Genomic DNA, 19,604 nt, shown 5'->3' with positions numbered 1-19,604 from the left:
CCATTGTTCGATGGCCCCTGCGACCCGCGCTCCACCGGTCGTCCTCCACGCTTGCCCGAAAGTCCGGCATTGATGCGCACGCGCCAGTGGCGCATCGGCGGAACCCGCTCGTTTGTAGATTGGCGGCGCCGCGATGCACGCCGCCGATTCAGGACGTGCCGATTCAGGCGCCCGATTCTGGACGTGCCGATTCAGGCGCCCGATTCAGATCAGGGCGCGGCCAACTGCCCTTGCCTGCGCCGCCACGCGGCGGGTGGCATGCCCACCAGGCGCTTGAAGGCGCGGCCGAAGGCGGCCTCGGATTCGTAGCCGGTCTTGAGGGCGATCGACAGCACGCTCGACTGGCTGTCGAGCAGCATTCGCGATGCCAGCTGCATTCGCCACTGCGTCAGGTATTGCATCGGCGGTTGGGCGATGAGTTCGACAAAACGTTCGTGCAGGGCCGAACGCGAAAGGCCCACCTGGTTGCTGAGCTCGTCGATGCTCCACGCGGCGGCGGGATTCTCGTGCATCAACGCGAGGGCGCGGCCGACGAAGCGGTCGCGCAATCCCGCCAGCCAGCCGGTGGACTGCTCGGGCATGCTGTCGATGTGGCGGCTCACGGCGTCGACGAACATCATTTCGCTCATGCGCTCGAGCAGCACCTCACTGCCAGGGCGTTGGCTGCCGGAGACAGTGGCCGCCAGTTGCGCGAATTGCGCGCCCCAGGCGCTGCCCGCGGCGGCTGGCAGGTGCAGCAAGCGGGGCAAGGTCGCGAGCAGGGGATTGAAAGGGCGTTTGTCGCAGCCGATGAAACCGCAGACCAGGGACGTGTCCGTCTCATGGTCGACGCCCGGTGCCAGCGTGCATGCCTCGCGATCCGGTGTTGCTGCCACGCCATCCTGGGCGAGCCGGAATGGCCGCTTGTGCAGTCTCATCTCCTCGTACCAGTCCACGTTCGGCTCCGGTCGCATACCCGGCGCACTCGACACCACGTGCGGGTCGCCCTGCGGCAGGATCACGATGTCGCCGCGCCGCAGTCGCAACGGCTGTTCTCCCTGCAGGCCGATCCAGCATTCACCCGCGGTGACCACGTGGTACGGGATCACCTGGTCGACGTCGGACATCACCGCGCCGGCGATGTCACCGGAAGCCGGTGCCTCGGCCAGCCATTTTCCCGCGCAGGAAAGATCGTAGAAGAGCGCGCTGCGCAGTCGCACCGTGCGTAGTACATCGGAGAGGGTGTCGTGGCTCATGGGGCTGCCTGCCAGCATCGATCACGCAAGCCGATTCTGGCAGACGCGCGATCAACCGGCGCATGCCCGGGCCATTGCCGGATGCCGGGACGAATCGCGGGGAGTTTCGATCAAGCGGCGGGCGGTGGCGCTGCAGACAATGACCCTGCGCCCACACTCCGGAGAACTTCCATGTCATTGGCACGAGACCTTCCCAAACACGTCGCCGTGGCCATGCCCGATCTACGCGCCATCAAGACCACGCAACAGGCGACCTGGGCGAGCGGAGACTTTGCGGTGATCGGCACGACCCTGCAGGTCGTGGGTGAAACCCTGGCCGAGGCCGTCGATATCCGCGCCGGCGAACGCGTGCTCGATGTCGCCGCCGGCAACGGCAACGCCACCCTCGCTGCGGCGCGCCGGTTTGCCCATGTCACCTCCACCGACTACGTGCCGTCGCTACTGGAAAAAGGCGCGGCGCGCGCCAGCGCCGAAGGACTCCGGGTCGAATTCGAAGTGGCCGACGCCGAGGCATTGCCTTACCGCGACGGCAGCTTCGATGCGGCCCTGTCCACGTTCGGCGCGATGTTCACCCCCGATCACCGGCGCCCCGCTGACGAAATGCTGCGGGTCGTGCGCCACGGCGGCCGGATCGGCCTGGCCAACTGGACACCGGAAGGCTTCGTCGGTGAGCTGTTCAAGATCATCGGCCGGCAACTGCCGCCACCGGCTGGCCTGGAATCGCCCGCGCTGTGGGGCACGGAGCCGCACATCGTGCGCCTGTTCGGCCGCAACGCCGCCGACATCCGCTGCGAGCGGAAGCTGTTCAATTTCCGCTATGAATCGGCCGCGCACTGGCTGCAGATCTTCCGCGAGTTCTATGGCCCGACGCACAAGGCGTTCGCCGCACTCGACGCGGCCGGGCAACGCACGCTCGCTGAGGACATCACCGAGCTGCTCGAGCAACGCAATGTCGGCGGTCGCCACTCGCTGGTGGTGCCGGCGGAGTACATGGAAGTCGTCATCGTCAAGCAATAACCAGGTGCGTGCGGAAAGGACGTTCTTGTCGGCACGCGCCACGCTTGGATGCCAGGCGACGCACTCGAAACGAGGAGACGTGCCATGTCATTTCCACTTTGGATGCTGCTGGGGTTCGCGATCTGGACCGTGGCCGTGTTGGTCTGCACCATTGGTGTCTATCGCTTGAGCCGGGTTTTTACCGGGCGCGCTGGCATGGCTGCTTTCCCCGCCGATGCACCCGAGGGCGCTGCGTGGTACCTGCGGGCGATGCGGGCCCATGCGAACTGCGTCGAGAACCTGCCGATATTTGCCGTCGTGGTGTTCGCCCTTTATGCGAGTGGCATCTCGACCCACGCCACCGACACCATGGCGGGCATGGTGCTCGTGGCACGAATGGCCCAATCCGTCGTGCATGTTTCCACCGTCCAGACGGACCGGATTGTTTCCGTGCGATTCACCTTCTTCTTCGTGCAGCTGGCCTGCTTCCTGGGCATCGCGGCAGTCGTCATCGCGCACGCGCTGTGAGGCGTCCGGGCCGGATCGCGGGCGTTTCCGACGTCTCCCGGGACGTCCGCGACTCGGTTCCACGCGTCCGTGACGCCCGCTGTGACCCCGCAGCAGCGCCGGGCGCAGGGGAGGCGGAGAATATTCCACCAAGTGGTTGACAATGGCCCGGGCTGGCGTATATTCAACCGCATGGTTGATAAATCCCCCATCCCGCTCGACGACGTCTTCCACGCCCTCGCGGACCCGACCCGGCGCGCGATGCTGCGCGACCTCGCCAGGCAGCCGCGCACCGTCGGCGAGCTCGCCGCGCCCTTCGACATCTCGCTGGCGGGCGCTTCCAAGCACATCCAGGTGCTCGAACGTGCCGGCCTGATCCAGCGCGAAGTGCAGGGCCGGGTGCACACCTGCCGGCTCGACGCGCGTCCGCTGCACGCCGGCGCGGAATGGATCCGCCACTACGAACGCTTCTGGAACCAGAAACTCGACGCCCTCGAAGCCCTGCTCAGGGCCGAGGACGCTGCCAAAGCCGCTGCCAAACCCGCGGCGAAACCCGCCCGCAAGTCCCGCCCCCCACGGAGAAAGTCATGAACACTGCAGTCGCAGAATCCGATTACGCCGTCCTCATCGCATCCGATACCGTTCGCATCGAACGCCTGCTGCCAGGTCCGATCGAGCGCGTCTGGGCCCACCTCACCGATAGCGACCTGCGCCGCAAGTGGCTGGCGTCGGGCGCCATGCAGCAGCAGGCGGGCACGTCCTTCGAACTCGTGTGGCACAACGACGAGCTCACCGATCCGCCGGGTGCGCGCCCGCCGGGTTTCGAATCCGAGCATCGGATGCAGAGCAAGATCACCGAGTTCGACCCGCCCCGCAAGCTCGCCTTCACCTGGAATGGCAGCTCGGGCGGCGATGTCTCCATCGAACTCGAACCGAAGGGCGATGCAGTACTGCTCACCCTGATCCATCGCAATTTGCGCAACCGCGACGGCATGCTGATGGTCGGTGCCGGCTGGCACATGCACCTCGACATCCTCGTCGCGCGCCTCACGGGTGGGAAACCGGCACCGTTCTGGGACGGCTGGAGCCGGCTGCGCACGGAATACGGCCGCCGCATTCCCGCCTGACGCTCGTCCCGCGCGACCAGAAAGGGGCCAGGTTCACGCCTGGCTCCTTTTTTGTTGTCCGCACATGTCGGGCTACGATGCGAAATGTCGGCAAGCGTTCGTACCATCGCGGAGCCGGCCCGTTAAATTTTTTGGAGCGCCATGACGGCGCGGGACGACAGATGCAGGCCACCGATCCAATCCGGCAACGCGCGCAGTTATGGTTACCGGCGTTCCTCGCCACCGGCATGTCGGCCTTCGTCGCCGCGGTGGTGACGGCAATCAATACCGGGATCGATGGCGGCTTTCCCGTGCGCTGGCTGCTCGCATGGAGCGTCGCGTGCCCGGCCGCCATCGTGGCGGCCTACCTGTTTCGGCCACTGGCATGGCGCGCCGCGTGCCTGGTTTCGCGCCTGTCCCTGTGAAGTGACCGGGCTTGCGACGCAGGCGATGATCGGTCGCCGACTCCGCGCACCCGACCCTGTGGCGATACTGTGCGCGTGCCGCACCGAAAGGCCCGCTGGTTGATGGCGAGCGTTCCCGTCCCTGCTGAAACACGCTACCTGCTGCTTGCGCGCGGCATGCGCGCATTCGTGGACGGCTATGTCGCCGTGCTGCTTCCGGTCTACCTGTTGGCCCTGGGCCTGGGCACCTGGGAAGTGGGGTTGTTGAGCACCGCGACGCTGCTGGGTTCGTCGCTGATGACGGTGGCGGTCGGCGTGTGGGGTCATCGTTTCCATCATCGCCACCTGCTGCGCGCGGCGAGCGTGCTGATGCTGCTCACGGGACTGGGCTTCGCCGCGTTGTCCGATCTGTGGCCCTTGCTGGTGGTCGCGTTCGTCGGAACCCTGAATCCCAGTTCGGGCGACGTCAGCGTGTTCCTGCCACTGGAACACGCGCGCCTGGCGCACTCCGGCGATGGACACGCGCGTACGTCGATCTTCGCGCGCTACAGCCTGGTAGGCGCATTGTGCGCGGCGATCGGTTCCCTCGCAGCCGCGGTCCCGGACCAGCTGGCGAAGCTGGGCGTCGGCACGCTGCCGGCGTTGCGCGGCATGTTCGTCGTCTATGCGCTCGCGGGCCTGGTGATCTGGTTGCTGTACCGGCGATTGCCGCGTCCGGACGAGCCGTTGCCGGTTCCGCCCGCGCCGCTGGGTGCGTCCCGTGGTGTCGTCGCCCGGCTGGCGGCGTTGTTCTCGGTCGATGCCTTCGCCGGCGGTTTGATGGTGCAGTCGCTGCTGGCTCTGTGGTTGTTCAAGCGTTTCGACATGTCGCTTGCCGCGGCCGGCGCCTTCTTCTTCTGGACCGGGTTGTTGTCCGCGGCCTCACAACTGGCTGCGCCATGGGTGGCGCGCCGCATCGGCCTGCTCAACACCATGGTGTTCACGCACATACCGTCCAGCGTGGCGCTGATCGCTGCCGCTTTCGCTCCGCGCGTGGAAGTCGCACTGGGTCTGCTGCTGGTGCGCGCAGCACTGTCGCAGATGGACGTGCCGACCCGCTCCGCGTTCGTGATGTCGGTGGTGACGCCATCGGAGCGGGTGGCCGCGGCAAGCTACACCGCCGTGCCACGCAGCCTCGCCGCCTCGCTGAGCCCGTCACTCGGTGGTGCGCTGCTCGCCGCCGGTTGGATGGCGGCGCCGCTGGTGCTCTGCGGCGCGCTCAAGATCGGCTACGACCTGGTCCTGCTTGCGGCGTTCCGCGGCGTCGAGAGGGGAAGCAGGCAATCACCGTAGGCCTTGGCAACAAGCGATGGCGCAGGAAAAAAGAAAGGCCGGTGTGAAGCCGGCCTTTCGCCTTCATCGCCGCAGCGTCATTCCTGCGGCTTCACGCCCAGGTACGCGCCGGCCATGTGCTCGGTCATCCAGGGGTCGTCATTCTCGATGGCGAGTGCCTGGTCGAACAGGCGTTCGGCGGTGGCGCGGTCGCCCTGCAGCAGGTAGTGCGCACCGACTTCAGCGAAGCCCTTGCCATCCTTGGGGTTGGCGGCAAGGAAGCTGTCGAACATCGGTTTCGCCTTGGCCCAATCCCCGGCCTCGGCGTACACGCGCGCGATGCGGTATTCGTCGCTGCCTTCATGCTTGCCGGCGAGGATCTCGTCGAAGATGGCCTGGCCCTCGGGCTTGAATCCGCCGAGGTAATACACGCGGCCTGCGCCGATGCGCTCCCAACTGCCCTTCTTGCCCGCCTGCTCCAGCGCCAGCACGAGCAGCGCCTTCGCGGCGTCCTGCGGCGCCTTGTCGTGGTAGGTCGCGGGCGTGGGGCGCAGCTTCTGCGCGCCATAGCCCACGCCGATACCGGCAACGAACAGGATCGCGGCAGCGGCCGCGGCAATGCGTTTCGTCATGACAATCTCCCGTTGTGAGGTCTGGTTCCATTTCCCGGCGGCCAGGGCCGCGGCGGGAGTCTAGCCTGCGACTGCATTCGGCGTGCCGCCACGACACTCGGGCATTGCGGCCCGGAGTCGAAGAAGCCGGCATGGCATCGCCTCCGTTGTTGCTCGAAGCAATGCTCGCGCGCAACGCTGGCCGGGAACATGCGACCAAGGGCCTACAGGGCCGTGTTTGTGGCATAAAGCGCGCAGGACACATCAGGGCGACATGCTCCATGACGTCTGCAATCCCTCCGGCTGACGTGCAGTTGCCTGTTCGCGCCGCCGTGGCGGCGGCGCTGGCCGTCGCCGCCGCGCAGGCATTGCAGCTCGAATTTCCGCTCTACGCCCTGGTGGGTGCGGTGATCGTCACCGATCTGTCGCCTTCGCAAACGCGCAAGCTGAGTTTGTGGCGGGTGATCGGCACCGTGTTGGGCGCATCGATCGGGGCCACGCTGAGTACGTTCTTCCCGCATGGTCCAGTGGTGATCGGGGTCGGGGTGTTGTCCGCCATGTTCCTGTGTCATGTGTTGCGCCTGCGTGGTGCGGCCAAGGTCAGCGGATATGTCTGCGGCATCGTCCTGCTCGATTTCCACACGCAGCCGTGGTTCTACGCGGTCCATCGCCTGGTGGAGACGCTGCTGGGCATCGCCATGGCCATGCTGGTGAGCCTGATCCCGCTGCTGCTATCCACCGACAAGAACAAGTAACCGGGTCATCCTGATCGCCGACGCCAGTGATGTGCTGGGTCTGCAGCGGAGCGGCCCGTCGTGGATCAGCGCCCGGATATCGTGAAGGCCCCGGCGCTCATCGCCGGCAACAGATGGCGTTCGGCCCACGCCATCGCCTCCCGGATCTGCGGCTCGAATGTTTCCGCCAGCCGCGACGCTTCGCTCCGGCGCGTCGCCACGTCGAAATGGTGTTCGGTTTCCTTGGAATGACGCGAGGCGTTGATCGCCACGCTGTCGCGCAACGCCGCTTCGGGAATGCCCAAGTCGAGCCAGCGTGCGCATTCCAACGTCGACGTGGTGATGTCGTCCTGCAGGTCGGCCCAGTCGATCATGCGCATGCGCTCAGGCCCCGTCGACTCCAGCAACTCGCTTGCTAGCTCACGTTGCGCGGCCCACTGCAGGGCGACGCCGGCGAGCGTGGAGGGCGGTTCGAAGGCGGCGGGACCCAGTTTCCTCAACAGGCGGGTAGCGCCCATGGCGCGTTCCACCAGCTGCGGAACCTTGCTCAGCGTCGCGGGCGGCTTCTTCACGTTGGAGATGAGGAAGTCCTCCAGCGACGACGTCAGCACGATGCCGCGGCTGCGGTCGTCGCATGCCATGGCCGCACGGGCGATGTTCAACGCCGCGTGCGTGGGTTTGATGAGCACGCGTCCTTCCGCGTGCCAGGGCCGCGACAGCAGCGGCAGCAGTATGCGCAACGATTCGTCGATCGCGCTGCCTGCATGGGCGGCGTCGCCGAGGCGTCGGAGTACCAATGGCTCTTTCAGCGCCACGGCATGCGGCGCGACGTGGAGCATGCGTGCCAGCAGCGTCGAACCGCAGAACGAGGTGTGCCACAGCCAGGCGGCCGGTCGCGTCGCAGGCGGCAGGGCCACTGCCTCGTAGGAACACATGTGGCCTGCGCGCCAGTCGACGTCCAGGCGGGTGTCCAGGAAGGGCGCACGACCGAGGATTTGTGGGTCGAGGTGCAGGAACTGGATCCGGCGCGCCGCGACGTCGACATCGGCCGGGAACCACTCCGGCGAACGGCACAGCTCGTCCGTGGAGAAGGTCGGGTGGTTGTCGAGAGAGGTCATGGCGGATTGAGGATCGAGCGCCCGGTAAGGGTGGCGGCGGGAAGGCCTTTCGCGCCGGCATTCGCTTTGATCAGCGTCATCGGCGCGACATTGTGCGGCATGCACATGCAGGACGCGACGTGGCCGTCCCGCCGGAACAGTCCCCCTGGAAGCGTGGCGATGACGGCAGCACCGCAGGCGGCCGCGATAGCCGTGCCGGGCAGACGAAGCGCCGCCGTTTCATGACACATTAGGCCCAGGTCGCCAACGAGGAGGTGGCCGCGGAGGGCATATGGGCAAGAGCAGGCTCGAGGCGTTCAGCGACGGTGTCATCGCCATCATCATCACCATCATGGTGCTGGAGCTGAAGGTGCCGCACGGCGACTCGCTGGATGCATTGCGGCCGCTGCTGCCGGTATTCCTGAGCTATGTGCTGAGCTTCGTGTACGTCGGCATCTACTGGAACAACCACCACCACATGCTGCATGCATCGGTGAAGGTGTCCGGGGCCGTGCTATGGGCCAACCTGCATCTGCTGTTCTGGCTGTCGCTGTTTCCCTTCGCCACCGGCTGGATGGGCGAGAACCAGTTCGCTGCCGGGCCCACAGCGGTGTACGGCGTCGTGCTGCTGATGGCCGCCATCGCATACCTGGTGCTGCAGCACACGATCATCGCGTCGGAGGGCGCGTCCTCGGTACTCAAGGAGGCGCTCGGCAACGACTGGAAAGGCAAGCTGTCGCCGCTGCTCTACTTTCTCGCCATCGTGTCGACGTTCTGGCAGGCGTGGCTGGCGCAGCTGATCTACGTGGCGGCCGCGTTGTTGTGGCTGGTGCCCGACCGGCGCATCGAGCACACGCTGCAGCGCCACGAACAGGAAGACAAGCGCGGTTGAACCGTTTGAACCCGTAGTCGGTTGAACTCGAGGTCGAAGCCTCGCGCCTGGCGTGAGCGCAGGGCTCAGCGCGCCGAAACGGATGCGTTGGCGCCGAGGGCGGGAAATTCTTCCGTCGCCCGGCCGGGGCGCAGGCGCAGCTCTTCCAGGAGCTGTTCGCCCATGGGCGTAAGCCGCACGGGATCGCCCGCTTCGATCAGGCCCCGCTCGACGAGCGCAAAGCGCACCGACGGCCCGATGGATCCTGCCTGGTCCCGGATCTTGTCCAGGATCCGCAGCAGGCCGCGCTCTTCGAAACTAAGTCTTGCCATGTCCAGCCCCCGTCAGCTGGCGCCATCTTACGAAGGCGCGCGCTCAAGCCAGGGTGAAATCACCCCTGCAATTCCGGATGTGTGATCGACGACCACTCTGCCTGGCGATCACGCCGCGCGCTGCCGCGGCGCCCGTCACAGGAAGTAGCCGGCTCCCAGCAATGCCAACGCCACGAGCAGGGCCACGACCGTTGTCGGTATCAGCCAGTCGCCGCCGCTTCGCCGGCGCGGCGCGAGGGCCGGCGCGGCCCGCGCGGTGTCGGTCGGGCTGGCGGCGCTGCCCGCTAGGCGGAAGCGAACCTTGTCGAAGTCGATCTCGTCACCGACATGCGCCTTGTGTCGGTGCACGCGGTGGTCGTTGACGAAGCTGCCGTTGGTCGAATTCAGATCCTCGATCAGGACGCCGTCGTCGCATGGCACCAGGCGGGCGTGCAGCCGCGACAGGCCGGTGCCATCGAGGTGCACGTCGCATTCGGGCGAGCGGCCCACGGTGATCGGTCCGTGCAAGGGATAGCTGCGTCCGAACGCGCCGCCGGACAGGCCACGCAGCACGTACATCGGCATCACCTGGCGCACGGTGGTCGCGCCCGGGTCGTCGTTGGCGGCGCGATGCGGGCCGGGCTGGTGGGCAGCGGAGGCCGGAGTGATGGTGTCGATCACCGCCAGCCGGGCCAGGACATGGTCGAAGGTGACGCTGTCGCCCGCGCGCAACGCGATCAATCCATCCACGCGCCGGCCATTCACCGCCACCGTCGTGCCGTGCGGCACCTCCAGCATCACGCCGGTCTCGCTCACGTGCAGCTGGCAGTGCTGTGGCCGCACGCCCGGCTGGTCGAGGACGATGTTGGCCTGCGGGTCGGAGCCGATGCGGCTCACGCCCTGGTCCAGCATCACGTGTGGGTGCTCCCCGCCCGGGAATACGAGTTTCATGGACATCTGACCCCCCCTTCCAACTGCCGCGCCGAAGCGGGCATTCCTTGGTGGACTCCGGATGGTGGACTCCGGACCCGGAACGCTAGCGCCGGCCCTGCATGGGTGGCGTGAACGTGGGCACGGTGGCCGTGGTGCGCAGGTAACACGTGCGGCGACACCCGGGAATCGCCCGCCCGGGGAAGGGCGGCGGGGCGCCGGACGCGCCTATATTGGCGGCGGACGCCCGACCCTGCGCGTGGCCGATAGCGAATGGCCACCGCATCGCTTTCCCCGCAACCGATGAGGTGCGCGTCATGAAAGCCAGCACGCTGCCTGCTGCCTTCCTGCTCGTGGTTTTTTCGGCATCCGCGCTTGCTGCGGCCGGCCGGCTCGCCGAGATCCGCCTGCAGCAGGAGGAGATCCGCCGGCAGACCGAGGACTCCGATGGCCGCTATGTCCGCTTCGACAAGGGCGAACTGGCCAAGCTGCGCACGGCCCAGGACACCGTATTCGAGCTGCTCGACGGCGTCAGCGAGGTGAGCGAGCTCAGACCTTCGCAACAGGTCGATCTGTTCAATGCGCTGGAGACGGTCAAGGCGGTGCTGGCGGCGAACGACGCCGATCGCCAGCTGTGCTGGCGCGAACAGCGCCTGGGTTCGCACCGCATCGAGACCGTCTGCGCCACGGTGGCCGAACGCCAGCAGATCCGTGAGGGTGGCCAGGAATGGCATGGCGCGCCCTCGATCTGCGGCAGTGCGTCTGCAAACGCAACCTCGCAGTCCTGTCTGCCGGCGAGGGGTGGTTTCTGAGCTGAAAGGCGGCTGTACCGGATCGCGAGCGTTCTTCCAGGAAGGGATCGCGCCTTCTAACTAATGCCGTGGTCGGCGCCGCGCGCGGGCGAGTGCCTCGATGTCGCTGACGCGCAGTTCCACCGTGACGCGGCTTCCCGGCATCACGCCCCAGCGGATGCCGATACGGGCGAGCCGTACTTCGATGGCAGCGCGCTTGTCCGGCGGTACCAGGGCCATGATCGCGTCGTAGCGTTCGGCCCACGCGCTTGCGAGCGCGAACACCGTTCCGTGCCGCAGGTACATGCCAGGCATGTCCTGTTCGAGTTCGCGCATGCGCGCTTCCACGACTGCGTCGGTTGCATCGTCGGTCGCATCAATGGGATCCATGGATTCCCCCGGGCGGCGGTCGGACGGTCCCTGTCGCGTGGTGAGCGTCGTTGCAAGGGCGGAGCTTATGCCACCGCCTGCGGGATGTCTGCAGGCCAGCGCGGATGGGGGAATCCGTCGTGCTGGCATTCACTCTTCGAGCGTGAAGCCCACCTTGAGCGTCACCTGCCAGTGGGCGACCTTGCCATTCTCGACGTGGCCGCGGGTCTCGAGGACCTGGAACCAGCGGATGTTCCGCATCGAGTTGGAAGCGCGTTCGATGGCGGTGCGGATGGCGTCGTCGCTGCTGGTCTTCGACGAGCCGGTGAGCTCGAGCGACTTGTAGACGTGGTCGGTCATGACGGTGTTCCGTTCGCGGGCAGGGCACCTTGGATCAACGCAGGGATGCCCCGCCGGCGGTCACGAGCGGGCGGGCGAACGCACCGCAACCTGCTCGTGAAGTCTGAACCGGCGCTCCGTTGCGGAGCGCCGGGATGAAGCGATCAGCCGCCGTTGCCTGCCGCCGCACGTTCCCTGGCGATCAGGTGATCGGCGATGCGCAGCTTGTCTTCCCAGCCGCGGCCGCCAGTGACGCGGTACTTACCATTGATGACGAGGGTGGGCGTGGCCTCGACGCCGGCGCGGAGCATGAACTGCTTGCCACGGTTCACCTTGGAGGAAACTGCGAAGCTGTTCATCGCCGCCAGGAACTGGGCGGCGTTGGCGCCGTAACCGGCATAGAAGTTGGCGATCTTCTGTTCGTCGGGCTTGTCGCCCTCGCCGGGCATGGTGTGCTGCGCGTGGATGGCGTTGATCAGCGCGTCATGCGAACGCTTGACCAGGCCCATCGACTCGGCGACGTAGAAGCCCTTGGCGTAGGGAATCCATTCCGGGCCGAACGGCGCGGGCACATAGGTGAACCGTACGTCGGCGGGCAGCTTCTTCTCCCATTCGCTCACGACGGGATGGAAGCTGGCGCACGCCGGGCATACGTAGCCGAAGACTTCGACCACTTCGATCTTGCCGTCGAGCGGCAGGTACGGCTGGCCGCCGGCGATTTCCTCGTAATCGGTACCCGCGACCGGCTCAGGGCCCTGCGGGGGCACGATCGGATTGGTGTTGGGCGCCTCGGGTTCCGCAGCGACCGGTGTAGCGGCCGGTGCCGGCGTAGCGGCGGTCGGCGCAGGCGCCGTGGTCGCTGCCGGGGCGGTGGCGGTGGGAGCCGCGGGAGCCGCGGTTTCGGGAGCCTTCTGCTCGGAGCAGGCGGCCATGGTCAGCACGGCAAGGAGGAGGGAAGCCAGGCGCAAGTTCATGGGACGAAATCTCTGCGTGGGAAGGCGGGTGATGGCGCTTGGCGCCACGTGGATGGCAAGGATAGCCGTCGCGCGCAGCGGCCGCGAATCTCCCGGCGCCTGGCCGTGCAGCGGACGGACAAAAAAACGCCCGGCGAGTGCCGGGCGTCGATGCGCGATGCGCGGCTGCGATCAGTAGGGCCGCAGGTTGAGGATGGACTGCAGTACCGAGCCGAGGATCGTGTAGTTGCCGTCGTCGTAGCGGCCATAACGGTAGCTGCGTCCGTACCCGTCCTCGTAACCGCGCTGGAAGCCCTGGCGGAAGTAGTGGTTGTATTCGCCCTGGTCCAGGTAATAGCCGTAATAGCCGTAGTTGGCGTCCATGTAGGCGTAGTTGTTGCGGAAGTCGTAACGCCAGCCGTCGTAGCGGTCCGCTTCGCCGGCCCGGTAGCCCTGTTCGTAGCCCATACGGATGGCCTGCTGCAACAGGTCGGCGGCGTAACGGTTGACTTCGTAGTAGCGGCCTCCGCGCAGGTAGCGGTAGCTGACAGGCGTGTAGTAGTAGGGATCGTTGTAGTAGCTGTAGTCGCGCGAGTACCAACGCTGCTGCAATTCACGCTGGCGCTGCCAGTACTGCTGCTGGTAGCGGTATTGCTGCATCCGGCGCTGCTGCTGCAAGGCGAAGGTGCGATCGCGCTCCGCGGCGCGGCGCGCGACGGCCTCGCGCTGGTACAACGCCACGCGTTGCTGCTGGAGGGCGATCTGGCGCTGGCGTTCCTGTTCGCTCAGGCGGTTGCGGCGCTCCTCGTTGCGGCGGCCCTGGTCGAGACGGTTCTGGTCGCGACGGTCCTGGTCGAAACGATCCTGGTCGCGGCGCTCATCGAGGCGGCGCGCCTGCTCGCGACGGACATTGGCCTGCTGCTGTTCCAGCGCGCGGCGCTGCGCGGTCTCCATGGCGCTGACGCGATCGTGCTCGCGGTCGCGATCGAGGTCGCGGCGTGCGTCGTCGCGGCGTGCGTCGTCGCGTCGCGTGGCTTCCTGCAGCATGGCTGCGCGGCGCTGCTCTGCCTGCCGTTGTTCGTCCGTACGACCGCGCTCGATGCGCGCCTGCTGCTCGCGCGCGTCATCCCGCACGCGATCTTCGCGGACCTGGCGGATACGGTCCTGCTGCATCCGCTGCTCGGCGCGCTGCACTGCTTCCTGTCGCTGCGCCTCGCCCCGGGCCTGTGCGGCTTCGCGCTGGCGGTAGTCGTCCTGCGTTCGGGTCTGTTCGACCTGTCGCGCGGCGTTGCGTGCCTGCGCGTCCTCGCGTTCGCGCTGCTGCAGCGCGCGCGGATCCGGACGTGATGGTGCGAAGGTCTGGTCCTGGCGCCCGGAGGCGGCGCGTTGCGCATCCTCGTGCGCCTTGCGGGCCTTCCCGCGTGCTTCATCCTGTTGTTCCTGATCCTGTTGGCGCTCGTCCTGGCTGCCGTGTTCGCGCGCGAACACGGGGCTGACCAGCATGGGGCTCGCCAGGGTGATCGCCAGCGCAAGCAGCATCGCGCGGCTCAACAGCGGCGTCTCGTTCGTATTCATTCTTCCCACCTGCGGTGCGACCCAGATGTCGCTGCGTGCAGTTAGCGGCTCGCGGGCTTAATCCTTTCTGAGAATTTCCGCCGCGCCCGGCGCCTGTTCAGCTGCCATCCGGGATGGGCTTCGCGCGGCGCCGGTGGGCGCGCTGTCCGATTCGCACTTACGCCGCGCCGCTGAGGTGTTCGTGCAGGATTGCCGCGCCGACGAGGATCAGGATCACGCCGCCCGCGATTTCGGCGCGGCGGCCGATGATCACGCCCAGGGCACGGCCGAGCATGATGCCGATGGTGACCATGGTGAAGGTGCACAGGCCGATCACGACCGCCACCACGGCGATCTTTACGTCGGCGAAGGCCAGGCCCACGCCCACCGCCATTGCATCGATGCTCGTGGCCAGGCCGGCGATGGCGAGGCTGATCACGCTGCCGTTGCCCTTGCCCTCGTCGCCGGGGTTGTCGGCTGCGGGATGCAGTGCCTGCCAGATCATGTGCAGCCCCAGCGCGGAGAGCAGGCCGAAGGCGATCCAGTGGTCCCAGGCCGATATGAAGCGCGACGCCGCGGTACCCAGCAGCCAACCGATCACCGGCGTGATGGCTTCGACCACGCCGAAGATCAGGCCTGCGCGCAGGGCCTGGGGCAGGCGTGGCCGCGTCATCGCCGCGCCCTTGCCGACGGCGGCGGCGAAGGCGTCGGTGGACATGGCCAGGCCGATCAGCAGGATCGAAAGCGGATTCATGACGGCGCGCCGGGTGCAAAGGGCGCATGATCGCCCAGGGCGGGCGCCGGCGCGATGACCAAGTCAGGCGATCGGCGCCGGGGCATCATCGCCGCGCGCCGGCCGACGCCTTAGGATGCACGCCCCCGCAGGTCAGGTGGCAACGAGAAGCGAGATGTCCCGGAATTCGAAAGTGAAGCGCGATGCACGCATCAAGAAGGAGCCCAAGCGGCCCATCCGCCGCCTCGGTGCGGCGTTGCAGCCGCATGCGCAGCTGGAGACCGACGACGGCAATACCATCGGCGGCGCCGGCTGGCGCGATGGCGAGTGGCTGACGGTCCTGGGCGGCAAGGTGGCTGCCCGCACGCCGAGCGCGGCGATGACCCTGGCGATGCTGCGGCATGTCGTCGCGCTGAAGGAGCAGGCCGGGCAGGAATTGAAGCTGACATACTCGCCGGCGATGGCAACCGCGGCGACGCGCGAGGCCGCGGCGCTGGGGCATACGCTGGAGGATTACCTGCAACTGCTCGAACAGGAACGGGCCGAACGCGCGGCGCCTGCGTCGGATACGGCCGGAGATCAGCGCACCACGCACTGAGCTGGCTGCGATCTGACCGGCACCCGGCAACTGCCCGGCCCGACGCGATGAACGTCGGGACGGGTTTGCGAGCCTCAGGCCGCCGCGGCGAACTGTTCGCGTGTCAGGTTGAGCGGGTCGCCATCGGTGCACACCACATCGTCCTCGATGCGGATGCCGCCGAAGGGCTTGAACGCGGCAACGCGATCCCAGTTCACGCTCGGGCCAAGCCCCTTGTCCTTCAGTTCCTCGAGCAGCATGTCGATGAAGTACAGGCCGGGTTCGATGGTGACGGCCATGCCTGGTTCGAGCACGCGGGTCAGGCGCAGGTAGGGATGGCCCTGGGGCTTGGGAATCGTGCCGCCGCGATCGCTTTCGGCGAAACCGGCGACATCGTGTACCTGCAGGCCGATGCCATGGCCGATGCCATGCGGGAAGAAGGCGCTGCTGACGCCGGTTTCCACCGCGACTTCCGGCGCCACGTTGATCAGGCGGAAGTCGCGCAGGATGCGGGCGAGGGACAGGTGCGCATCCAGGTGCAGCTGTTTGTAGTCGAAGCCGGCCCGGACGTGCGCGCACATCGTCTGCTGCGCATTGTCGACCGCGTTGATCAGCGCCTGGAATTCGCCGTTGCGGTCGTGCGCGTAGGTGCGGGTGATGTCGCAGGCATAACCATGGTGGCTGGCGCCGGCGTCGATCAGGAAGCTGCGGGCCTGGCGCGGCGGAAGGCGGTCGCGGTCGGTGTAGTGGAGCACCGCGCCGTGCTCGTTGAGCGCGACGATGTTGTTGTACGGCAGGTCGTTGGCGTCCTGCATCGCGGACTGGCAATACACGAGGTGGATGCCGAATTCGCTGGCGCCGGCCCGGAATGCGCGCTCGGCGGCGCGATGCGCGCGGGCGCCGACACGCGAGGCTTCGCGCATCATCGCCACTTCATACGGCGTCTTGTACGCGCGCTGGTAGTCGAGGTAGGCCAGCACGGCCGGCGGATTGTTCGGGACGAAGTCACCGACCGCGCTCTGCCCCTCGCCGAGAATCGCGCAGCGCGCGGCGTTGCCCGGCAGGTGCTGCAGGGCCTCGTCCGGCGTGCGGATCACGACGATGTCGAAATGCTCGGTCCAATAACCGCGCGGCGCCTCCGGCACGACGTGCCAGTAGTCGAACGGCTGCAGGTAGATGAGCTTGGGTCGGCGGCCCGGAGTGGCCACCAGCCAACTGCCGGGATTGCGCGTCAGCGGCGCCCAGTGCTTGAACTGGGGGTTGGTCGCGTAGGGATAGTCGCGGTCGTCGAAGAGCTGGTAATGGGACGTGCCGCTGGGCACGACCAGATGGTCGAAGCCGCCGCGTTGCAGGGCTTCCGCGGTGCGCTGTTGCAGGGTGTCGAGATGCTGCGAGTACAGCGCAGCGACGGTGCTCTGGTTCGGACTCATGCGCGATTGGCCATGTGGGGGTGACGGCATTCTACGCAGCGACCCGAGGACGCCGCATGCACGCGGGCCAGGGCCGTCAGGCGGCCGTCAGGCGTACTGGCTGCCCGGCGCGTCGATCCAGCGGCGCAGCTGCTGCATCTGCTGGTCGCTCATGGTGATGAAGCGGAAGCCGACCCACGCCTGTCCCGGCGCGCTGGCGTGGTCGTGCCAGAGCAGGTGCGCGCCGACTTCGAAAGCGGTCCTGCCACCGCCATCGGGCAGGGCGAAGCGCAGCTGGTACAGCGCGTCGGATACCAGCGGTGCATTCGACATCACCAGCATCCCGGTTTCCGAGACGTTGCCGATGTGGCCGATCACCACCTCGGTCATGCTGTCGGTCACCTGGGTGGCTTCGCCCACCTGGCGTCGACGGCTGCGGCGGAATTCCTTCATGCCTGCGATTCTCCTGGCTGTGCCTCGACACCTTTGCTGCCGATAAAGCCACGCAGCACCTTCAGCGCGCTGTGCCAGGCGCGATCGACCAGGCTGCTGTGCTCGACCGTGACGATGCGCGCCTGCCCGCCGGCAACCGCGCGTGCGAGGCTGTCGAGCGACTGTTCGCCGACGCGCTGGCCGCGCTGGTTTACGAACAGCGCGTGGTCGGTCATGGGGCTGAACCAGGACAGGCGCCGGCGAATGACGTCGCCCTGCTGGTTGGTGACGAATTCGAACCAGGTGCCGAACGGCAGCGAACGCAGCACGTCATAGGCGGCCTGTTCGCGTTGGGTGCGTGGCACCACCACGGGCTTTTCGGGCGCGGCTTCCTGGCCCAGGCGACCGCGGGCCTTGAGTCGCAGCGCGAGTTCGGTGCGCGAGGCCGGATCGCTTTCGTCGTCGACGACGTGGGCAGTGAGGCGGCGGGCGATGTCGCCGGCCTCGCTGCTGTGGTAGCCGACGAGCATGAGCGCATGCTCGATCTGAGCGGCCAGGGCCGGTGGCGGCGACTCCGGATGGTTGAGGGAGGTGGCCCGGACAATTGCCGTCGTTGCGTCGACCTGCTGCTGCCATTCCTCCGACTCGTCGCCGCTGCGCAGTTGCACCAGCGTCAACACGTCCGTCCAGGAATTGGCGAGCAGGGTCTGTACGAAGCGCGGCAGCGTGTGGTCCCGCGACGCATCGGCGATGACCTCGGCGGCTCGGCGCTTGGCGAGTTCCAGCTTCTCCTTGCCGCGCGCCGCGTCGACGTGGCGGCGCTCGGCGACTTCGGCGCGGCGCGCCATGGTCTGCAGGTGCTGCTGTATGCGCTGGTTGGCGGCGTCGAAGACGGTGGCATCGCCTTCGTAATGGGCGACGACGTCGTCGACCGCGTGGCTGAGCTGTTCACCCAATTGCGGGTCGACTTCGTCTTCAGCGGCCCAGGCGGCGCCGGATTCGGCAACGGCGTTGAGCAGTTGCCGCGCCGGATGGCTCTGCTGGACGAAGAAGCCGCGGTCCTTGAGCACCAGGCGCAGCAGCGGCACCACCAGCTTGTGCACCAGGCGGTTGCCGGGCGCATCCTGGCGCAGCTCGCGCTGGATCTCCGTCATGAGGATCGCGAGCAATTCGAAGGCGTCGTTGTCCTCGCGCGACAGCGCGGCCGCCTGCCCTCGTGTCTGCCGGCTCTGCGCGAGCAGCGCCTGGCGTACTTCCTGGACGCTGCGGGGAGGGCGCGGCGCGGCGTCGCCGGACGGCGGCTCGCGCACGCTGCCCTGCATGCGCGCGAGCGCCTGCATGACGTCCTCGGTGCTGAGCTGGGCTTTCGACGGCGGCGCGGCATTGCTGCCGGGAACGAGCTTGTTGAGCAGGTCGCGGCGCGAGGACAACATTTCCTGCAGCAGCGTGAAGCTCTCGGGGTCGTCCTGTTCGTCGTTGTCGCCGCCGAACCAGCCGGTGTAGGGACGATCACCACCGGATGCGTTGCGCTGGCGGGCGGCCTGTTCGCGGCGTTCCCGCACGGCATCGCCGGTGAGTTCGGACTGCAGCGCCGGTCGCGCACGCAGCGGCACGTAGGCGAGATTGGGCAGGATGCCCTCGCGCGCCAGCGTGGCGTTCATGGTCTCCACCAGCTGGACGTAACCATGGAGCCCGTAATGCTCGAAGCAGCGGAACAGGTCCAGGCGCGGCTGCAGCTCGATCTGGAGGACGCGGCTGGCCTGGGCGAGGATACTGCCCAGTTGCCGGGGGCCGACCGGCAGGCGATCGACGTCGAAGGCGGGGGCGCCGGCGAGCACGCCAAAGCGCTGCCCCAGCAGGTGCAAGGGCAGGCTGGTGCGCGACTCGTGCCGCGAGGCGATGGCGCGTAACACGCTCACTTCGTCGAGCTCGTGGTCCTCGACCAGGCGCAGGTCGCCAAAGTGCACGTGGCTGATGGTCTTGCTCGGCGCGGGCGCCGGGTTGCGGATGCCGGCCAGGGCGGCTTCCAGGCCGCTGAGGAATTCGGGGATCAGGTCGGCGCGGTTCTGCCGCACCAGTCGCAGGGTGTCGAAGTAGGCCTGCTGCACGCCCGGATTGGCGGCCTGGTCGGCCAGGCGGAACTGCTGCTGCTCGAATTCGGCCAGCATCCGCTCCAGGGCGCGTGCCATCTCATCGGCGGCGATCGCGTAGACCTGCTCGAGGGCACGGCGCACCCGGCGCGGGAGCTGCGCGGAGGCCAGGGTGGGGTGCAGGGCTGAGTGTTCGAATGTCACCGACATGCATCCTTCCCGAGTCGCCCGATTGGGTGAGGCG

The 19,604-nt window shown here is 67.5% G+C and carries 24 protein-coding genes; 10 read left to right on the top strand and 14 right to left on the bottom strand.

Annotated elements, in window-relative coordinates; translation table 11 throughout:
- Positions 1–209: 209 nt before the first annotated feature.
- Positions 210–1,235 (bottom strand): AraC family transcriptional regulator, encoded by a 1,026-nt coding sequence (locus tag ACYVGE_RS10155; protein ID WP_460729530.1) that lies wholly within the window; start codon positions 1,233–1,235, stop codon positions 210–212.
- Between the two features lie 171 nt (positions 1,236–1,406).
- Here ACYVGE_RS10155 and ACYVGE_RS10150 point away from each other — a divergent pair, with 171 nt between their 5' ends.
- The 6 genes from ACYVGE_RS10150 to ACYVGE_RS10125 all read left to right on the top strand — a co-directional run bounded on the left by ACYVGE_RS10150 (position 1,407) and on the right by ACYVGE_RS10125 (position 5,580).
- Positions 1,407–2,252, top strand: a complete 846-nt coding sequence (locus ACYVGE_RS10150) for a class I SAM-dependent methyltransferase (RefSeq protein ID WP_460729529.1) — start codon at positions 1,407–1,409, stop codon at positions 2,250–2,252.
- Between the two features lie 84 nt (positions 2,253–2,336).
- The gene (locus ACYVGE_RS10145) at positions 2,337–2,759 is read left to right on the top strand and encodes an MAPEG family protein (protein WP_460729527.1); all 423 of its coding nucleotides are present in this window, start codon (positions 2,337–2,339) and stop codon (positions 2,757–2,759) included.
- 171 nt (positions 2,760–2,930) lie between these two features.
- Positions 2,931–3,329 (top strand): ArsR/SmtB family transcription factor, encoded by a 399-nt coding sequence (locus ACYVGE_RS10140; protein WP_460729524.1) that lies wholly within the window; start codon positions 2,931–2,933, stop codon positions 3,327–3,329.
- Positions 3,326–3,865 carry an SRPBCC family protein gene (locus ACYVGE_RS10135; RefSeq protein ID WP_460729522.1) on the top strand — a complete coding sequence of 180 codons (540 nt, stop codon included), beginning with the start codon at positions 3,326–3,328 and terminating at the stop codon, positions 3,863–3,865. The genes ACYVGE_RS10140 and ACYVGE_RS10135 overlap by 4 nt, the downstream gene beginning before the upstream one ends.
- Before the next feature lie 161 nt (positions 3,866–4,026).
- Positions 4,027–4,269, top strand: a complete 243-nt coding sequence (locus tag ACYVGE_RS10130) for a DUF2798 domain-containing protein (RefSeq protein ID WP_460729520.1) — start codon at positions 4,027–4,029, stop codon at positions 4,267–4,269.
- A gap of 102 nt (positions 4,270–4,371) precedes the next feature.
- Positions 4,372–5,580 carry an MFS transporter gene (locus ACYVGE_RS10125; RefSeq protein WP_460729518.1) on the top strand — a complete coding sequence of 403 codons (1,209 nt, stop codon included), beginning with the start codon at positions 4,372–4,374 and terminating at the stop codon, positions 5,578–5,580.
- A gap of 77 nt (positions 5,581–5,657) precedes the next feature.
- Here the strand turns inward: ACYVGE_RS10125 and ACYVGE_RS10120 are convergent, their stop codons facing one another.
- Positions 5,658–6,191, bottom strand: coding sequence for a tetratricopeptide repeat protein (locus ACYVGE_RS10120; protein ID WP_460729516.1), 534 nt, complete (start codon positions 6,189–6,191; stop codon positions 5,658–5,660).
- Between the two features lie 260 nt (positions 6,192–6,451).
- Between ACYVGE_RS10120 and ACYVGE_RS10115 the strand changes: the two genes are divergently transcribed.
- Positions 6,452–6,925, top strand: coding sequence for an FUSC family protein (locus tag ACYVGE_RS10115; protein ID WP_460729514.1), 474 nt, complete (start codon positions 6,452–6,454; stop codon positions 6,923–6,925).
- Positions 6,926–6,990: 65 nt separating this feature from the next.
- Here the strand turns inward: ACYVGE_RS10115 and ACYVGE_RS10110 are convergent, their stop codons facing one another.
- Positions 6,991–8,022: a hypothetical protein gene (locus tag ACYVGE_RS10110; protein ID WP_460729512.1), complete on the bottom strand. Its 1,032-nt coding sequence runs from the start codon at positions 8,020–8,022 to the stop codon at positions 6,991–6,993.
- Positions 8,019–8,252, bottom strand: a complete 234-nt coding sequence (locus tag ACYVGE_RS10105) for a hypothetical protein (RefSeq protein WP_460729510.1) — start codon at positions 8,250–8,252, stop codon at positions 8,019–8,021. The genes ACYVGE_RS10110 and ACYVGE_RS10105 overlap by 4 nt, the downstream gene beginning before the upstream one ends.
- 41 nt (positions 8,253–8,293) lie before the next feature.
- Here ACYVGE_RS10105 and ACYVGE_RS10100 point away from each other — a divergent pair, with 41 nt between their 5' ends.
- Positions 8,294–8,893: a TMEM175 family protein gene (locus tag ACYVGE_RS10100; protein WP_460729508.1), complete on the top strand. Its 600-nt coding sequence runs from the start codon at positions 8,294–8,296 to the stop codon at positions 8,891–8,893.
- A 65-nt stretch (positions 8,894–8,958) separates the two neighbouring features.
- On the opposite strand, the gene ACYVGE_RS10095 is transcribed toward ACYVGE_RS10100, so the two are convergent.
- Positions 8,959–9,204: a hypothetical protein gene (locus tag ACYVGE_RS10095; protein WP_460729506.1), complete on the bottom strand. Its 246-nt coding sequence runs from the start codon at positions 9,202–9,204 to the stop codon at positions 8,959–8,961.
- A 135-nt stretch (positions 9,205–9,339) separates the two neighbouring features.
- Positions 9,340–10,134, bottom strand: coding sequence for an FHA domain-containing protein (locus ACYVGE_RS10090; protein WP_460729504.1), 795 nt, complete (start codon positions 10,132–10,134; stop codon positions 9,340–9,342).
- 296 nt (positions 10,135–10,430) lie between these two features.
- Here ACYVGE_RS10090 and ACYVGE_RS10085 point away from each other — a divergent pair, with 296 nt between their 5' ends.
- Entirely contained in the window at positions 10,431–10,925 is a 495-nt protein-coding gene (locus tag ACYVGE_RS10085) for a hypothetical protein (protein ID WP_460729502.1), read from the top strand.
- Between the two features lie 60 nt (positions 10,926–10,985).
- On the opposite strand, the gene ACYVGE_RS10080 is transcribed toward ACYVGE_RS10085, so the two are convergent.
- The 5 genes from ACYVGE_RS10080 to ACYVGE_RS10060 form a co-directional block, all read right to left on the bottom strand.
- Positions 10,986–11,294 carry a hypothetical protein gene (locus ACYVGE_RS10080; protein WP_457096421.1) on the bottom strand — a complete coding sequence of 103 codons (309 nt, stop codon included), beginning with the start codon at positions 11,292–11,294 and terminating at the stop codon, positions 10,986–10,988.
- A gap of 129 nt (positions 11,295–11,423) precedes the next feature.
- On the bottom strand, positions 11,424–11,633 hold the full coding sequence (locus ACYVGE_RS10075) for a dodecin (protein WP_457096422.1): 210 nt from the start codon (positions 11,631–11,633) through the stop codon (positions 11,424–11,426).
- A gap of 143 nt (positions 11,634–11,776) precedes the next feature.
- Positions 11,777–12,586, bottom strand: a complete 810-nt coding sequence (locus tag ACYVGE_RS10070) for a thiol:disulfide interchange protein DsbA/DsbL (RefSeq protein WP_460729499.1) — start codon at positions 12,584–12,586, stop codon at positions 11,777–11,779.
- Between the two features lie 171 nt (positions 12,587–12,757).
- Complete coding sequence (locus ACYVGE_RS10065) at positions 12,758–14,140, bottom strand: hypothetical protein (protein ID WP_460729497.1); 1,383 nt, start codon at positions 14,138–14,140, stop codon at positions 12,758–12,760.
- Positions 14,141–14,297: 157 nt separating this feature from the next.
- Entirely contained in the window at positions 14,298–14,873 is a 576-nt protein-coding gene (locus tag ACYVGE_RS10060) for a manganese efflux pump MntP (protein ID WP_460729495.1), read from the bottom strand.
- Positions 14,874–15,027: 154 nt separating this feature from the next.
- On the opposite strand from ACYVGE_RS10060, the gene ACYVGE_RS10055 reads away from it, so the two are divergent.
- Complete coding sequence (locus ACYVGE_RS10055) at positions 15,028–15,450, top strand: hypothetical protein (protein ID WP_460729493.1); 423 nt, start codon at positions 15,028–15,030, stop codon at positions 15,448–15,450.
- A 74-nt stretch (positions 15,451–15,524) separates the two neighbouring features.
- Here the strand turns inward: ACYVGE_RS10055 and pepQ are convergent, their stop codons facing one another.
- The 3 genes from pepQ to ACYVGE_RS10040 all read right to left on the bottom strand — a co-directional run bounded on the left by pepQ (position 15,525) and on the right by ACYVGE_RS10040 (position 19,570).
- A complete protein-coding gene (pepQ, locus tag ACYVGE_RS10050; protein WP_460729491.1) occupies positions 15,525–16,859 on the bottom strand; it encodes a Xaa-Pro dipeptidase in 1,335 nt (444 codons plus the stop codon).
- 87 nt (positions 16,860–16,946) lie between these two features.
- The gene (locus ACYVGE_RS10045) at positions 16,947–17,291 is read right to left on the bottom strand and encodes a PilZ domain-containing protein (RefSeq protein ID WP_460729489.1); all 345 of its coding nucleotides are present in this window, start codon (positions 17,289–17,291) and stop codon (positions 16,947–16,949) included.
- On the bottom strand, positions 17,288–19,570 hold the full coding sequence (locus tag ACYVGE_RS10040) for a DUF1631 family protein (protein WP_460729487.1): 2,283 nt from the start codon (positions 19,568–19,570) through the stop codon (positions 17,288–17,290). The genes ACYVGE_RS10045 and ACYVGE_RS10040 overlap by 4 nt, the downstream gene beginning before the upstream one ends.
- Positions 19,571–19,604: the final 34 nt, after the last annotated feature.

The organism is Lysobacter rhizosphaerae (genome assembly GCF_054779795.1).
Note: the sequence above shows the minus strand (reverse complement) of the source record. Positions and strands in the feature narration are given on the sequence as shown.

What these genes read in the sequence shown, in the direction of transcription:
- ACYVGE_RS10065 (WP_460729497.1), bottom strand. Translation starts at nt 14,140, where the DNA reads ATGAATACGAACGAGACGCCGCTGTTGAGCCGCGCGATGCTGCTTGCG.
- ACYVGE_RS10140 (WP_460729524.1), top strand. Translation starts at nt 2,931, where the DNA reads ATGGTTGATAAATCCCCCATCCCGCTCGACGACGTCTTCCACGCCCTC.
- ACYVGE_RS10100 (WP_460729508.1), top strand. Translation starts at nt 8,294, where the DNA reads ATGGGCAAGAGCAGGCTCGAGGCGTTCAGCGACGGTGTCATCGCCATC.
- ACYVGE_RS10135 (WP_460729522.1), top strand. Translation starts at nt 3,326, where the DNA reads ATGAACACTGCAGTCGCAGAATCCGATTACGCCGTCCTCATCGCATCC.
- ACYVGE_RS10145 (WP_460729527.1), top strand. Translation starts at nt 2,337, where the DNA reads ATGTCATTTCCACTTTGGATGCTGCTGGGGTTCGCGATCTGGACCGTG.
- ACYVGE_RS10155 (WP_460729530.1), bottom strand. Translation starts at nt 1,235, where the DNA reads ATGAGCCACGACACCCTCTCCGATGTACTACGCACGGTGCGACTGCGC.
- ACYVGE_RS10040 (WP_460729487.1), bottom strand. Translation starts at nt 19,570, where the DNA reads ATGTCGGTGACATTCGAACACTCAGCCCTGCACCCCACCCTGGCCTCC.
- pepQ (WP_460729491.1), bottom strand. Translation starts at nt 16,859, where the DNA reads ATGAGTCCGAACCAGAGCACCGTCGCTGCGCTGTACTCGCAGCATCTC.
- ACYVGE_RS10090 (WP_460729504.1), bottom strand. Translation starts at nt 10,134, where the DNA reads ATGAAACTCGTATTCCCGGGCGGGGAGCACCCACACGTGATGCTGGAC.
- ACYVGE_RS10115 (WP_460729514.1), top strand. Translation starts at nt 6,452, where the DNA reads ATGACGTCTGCAATCCCTCCGGCTGACGTGCAGTTGCCTGTTCGCGCC.
- ACYVGE_RS10150 (WP_460729529.1), top strand. Translation starts at nt 1,407, where the DNA reads ATGTCATTGGCACGAGACCTTCCCAAACACGTCGCCGTGGCCATGCCC.
- ACYVGE_RS10120 (WP_460729516.1), bottom strand. Translation starts at nt 6,191, where the DNA reads ATGACGAAACGCATTGCCGCGGCCGCTGCCGCGATCCTGTTCGTTGCC.
- ACYVGE_RS10080 (WP_457096421.1), bottom strand. Translation starts at nt 11,294, where the DNA reads ATGGATCCCATTGATGCGACCGACGATGCAACCGACGCAGTCGTGGAA.
- ACYVGE_RS10060 (WP_460729495.1), bottom strand. Translation starts at nt 14,873, where the DNA reads ATGAATCCGCTTTCGATCCTGCTGATCGGCCTGGCCATGTCCACCGAC.
- ACYVGE_RS10045 (WP_460729489.1), bottom strand. Translation starts at nt 17,291, where the DNA reads ATGAAGGAATTCCGCCGCAGCCGTCGACGCCAGGTGGGCGAAGCCACC.
- ACYVGE_RS10110 (WP_460729512.1), bottom strand. Translation starts at nt 8,022, where the DNA reads ATGACCTCTCTCGACAACCACCCGACCTTCTCCACGGACGAGCTGTGC.
- ACYVGE_RS10095 (WP_460729506.1), bottom strand. Translation starts at nt 9,204, where the DNA reads ATGGCAAGACTTAGTTTCGAAGAGCGCGGCCTGCTGCGGATCCTGGAC.
- ACYVGE_RS10055 (WP_460729493.1), top strand. Translation starts at nt 15,028, where the DNA reads ATGTCCCGGAATTCGAAAGTGAAGCGCGATGCACGCATCAAGAAGGAG.
- ACYVGE_RS10075 (WP_457096422.1), bottom strand. Translation starts at nt 11,633, where the DNA reads ATGACCGACCACGTCTACAAGTCGCTCGAGCTCACCGGCTCGTCGAAG.
- ACYVGE_RS10085 (WP_460729502.1), top strand. Translation starts at nt 10,431, where the DNA reads ATGAAAGCCAGCACGCTGCCTGCTGCCTTCCTGCTCGTGGTTTTTTCG.
- ACYVGE_RS10070 (WP_460729499.1), bottom strand. Translation starts at nt 12,586, where the DNA reads ATGAACTTGCGCCTGGCTTCCCTCCTCCTTGCCGTGCTGACCATGGCC.
- ACYVGE_RS10130 (WP_460729520.1), top strand. Translation starts at nt 4,027, where the DNA reads ATGCAGGCCACCGATCCAATCCGGCAACGCGCGCAGTTATGGTTACCG.
- ACYVGE_RS10105 (WP_460729510.1), bottom strand. Translation starts at nt 8,252, where the DNA reads ATGTGTCATGAAACGGCGGCGCTTCGTCTGCCCGGCACGGCTATCGCG.
- ACYVGE_RS10125 (WP_460729518.1), top strand. Translation starts at nt 4,372, where the DNA reads ATGGCGAGCGTTCCCGTCCCTGCTGAAACACGCTACCTGCTGCTTGCG.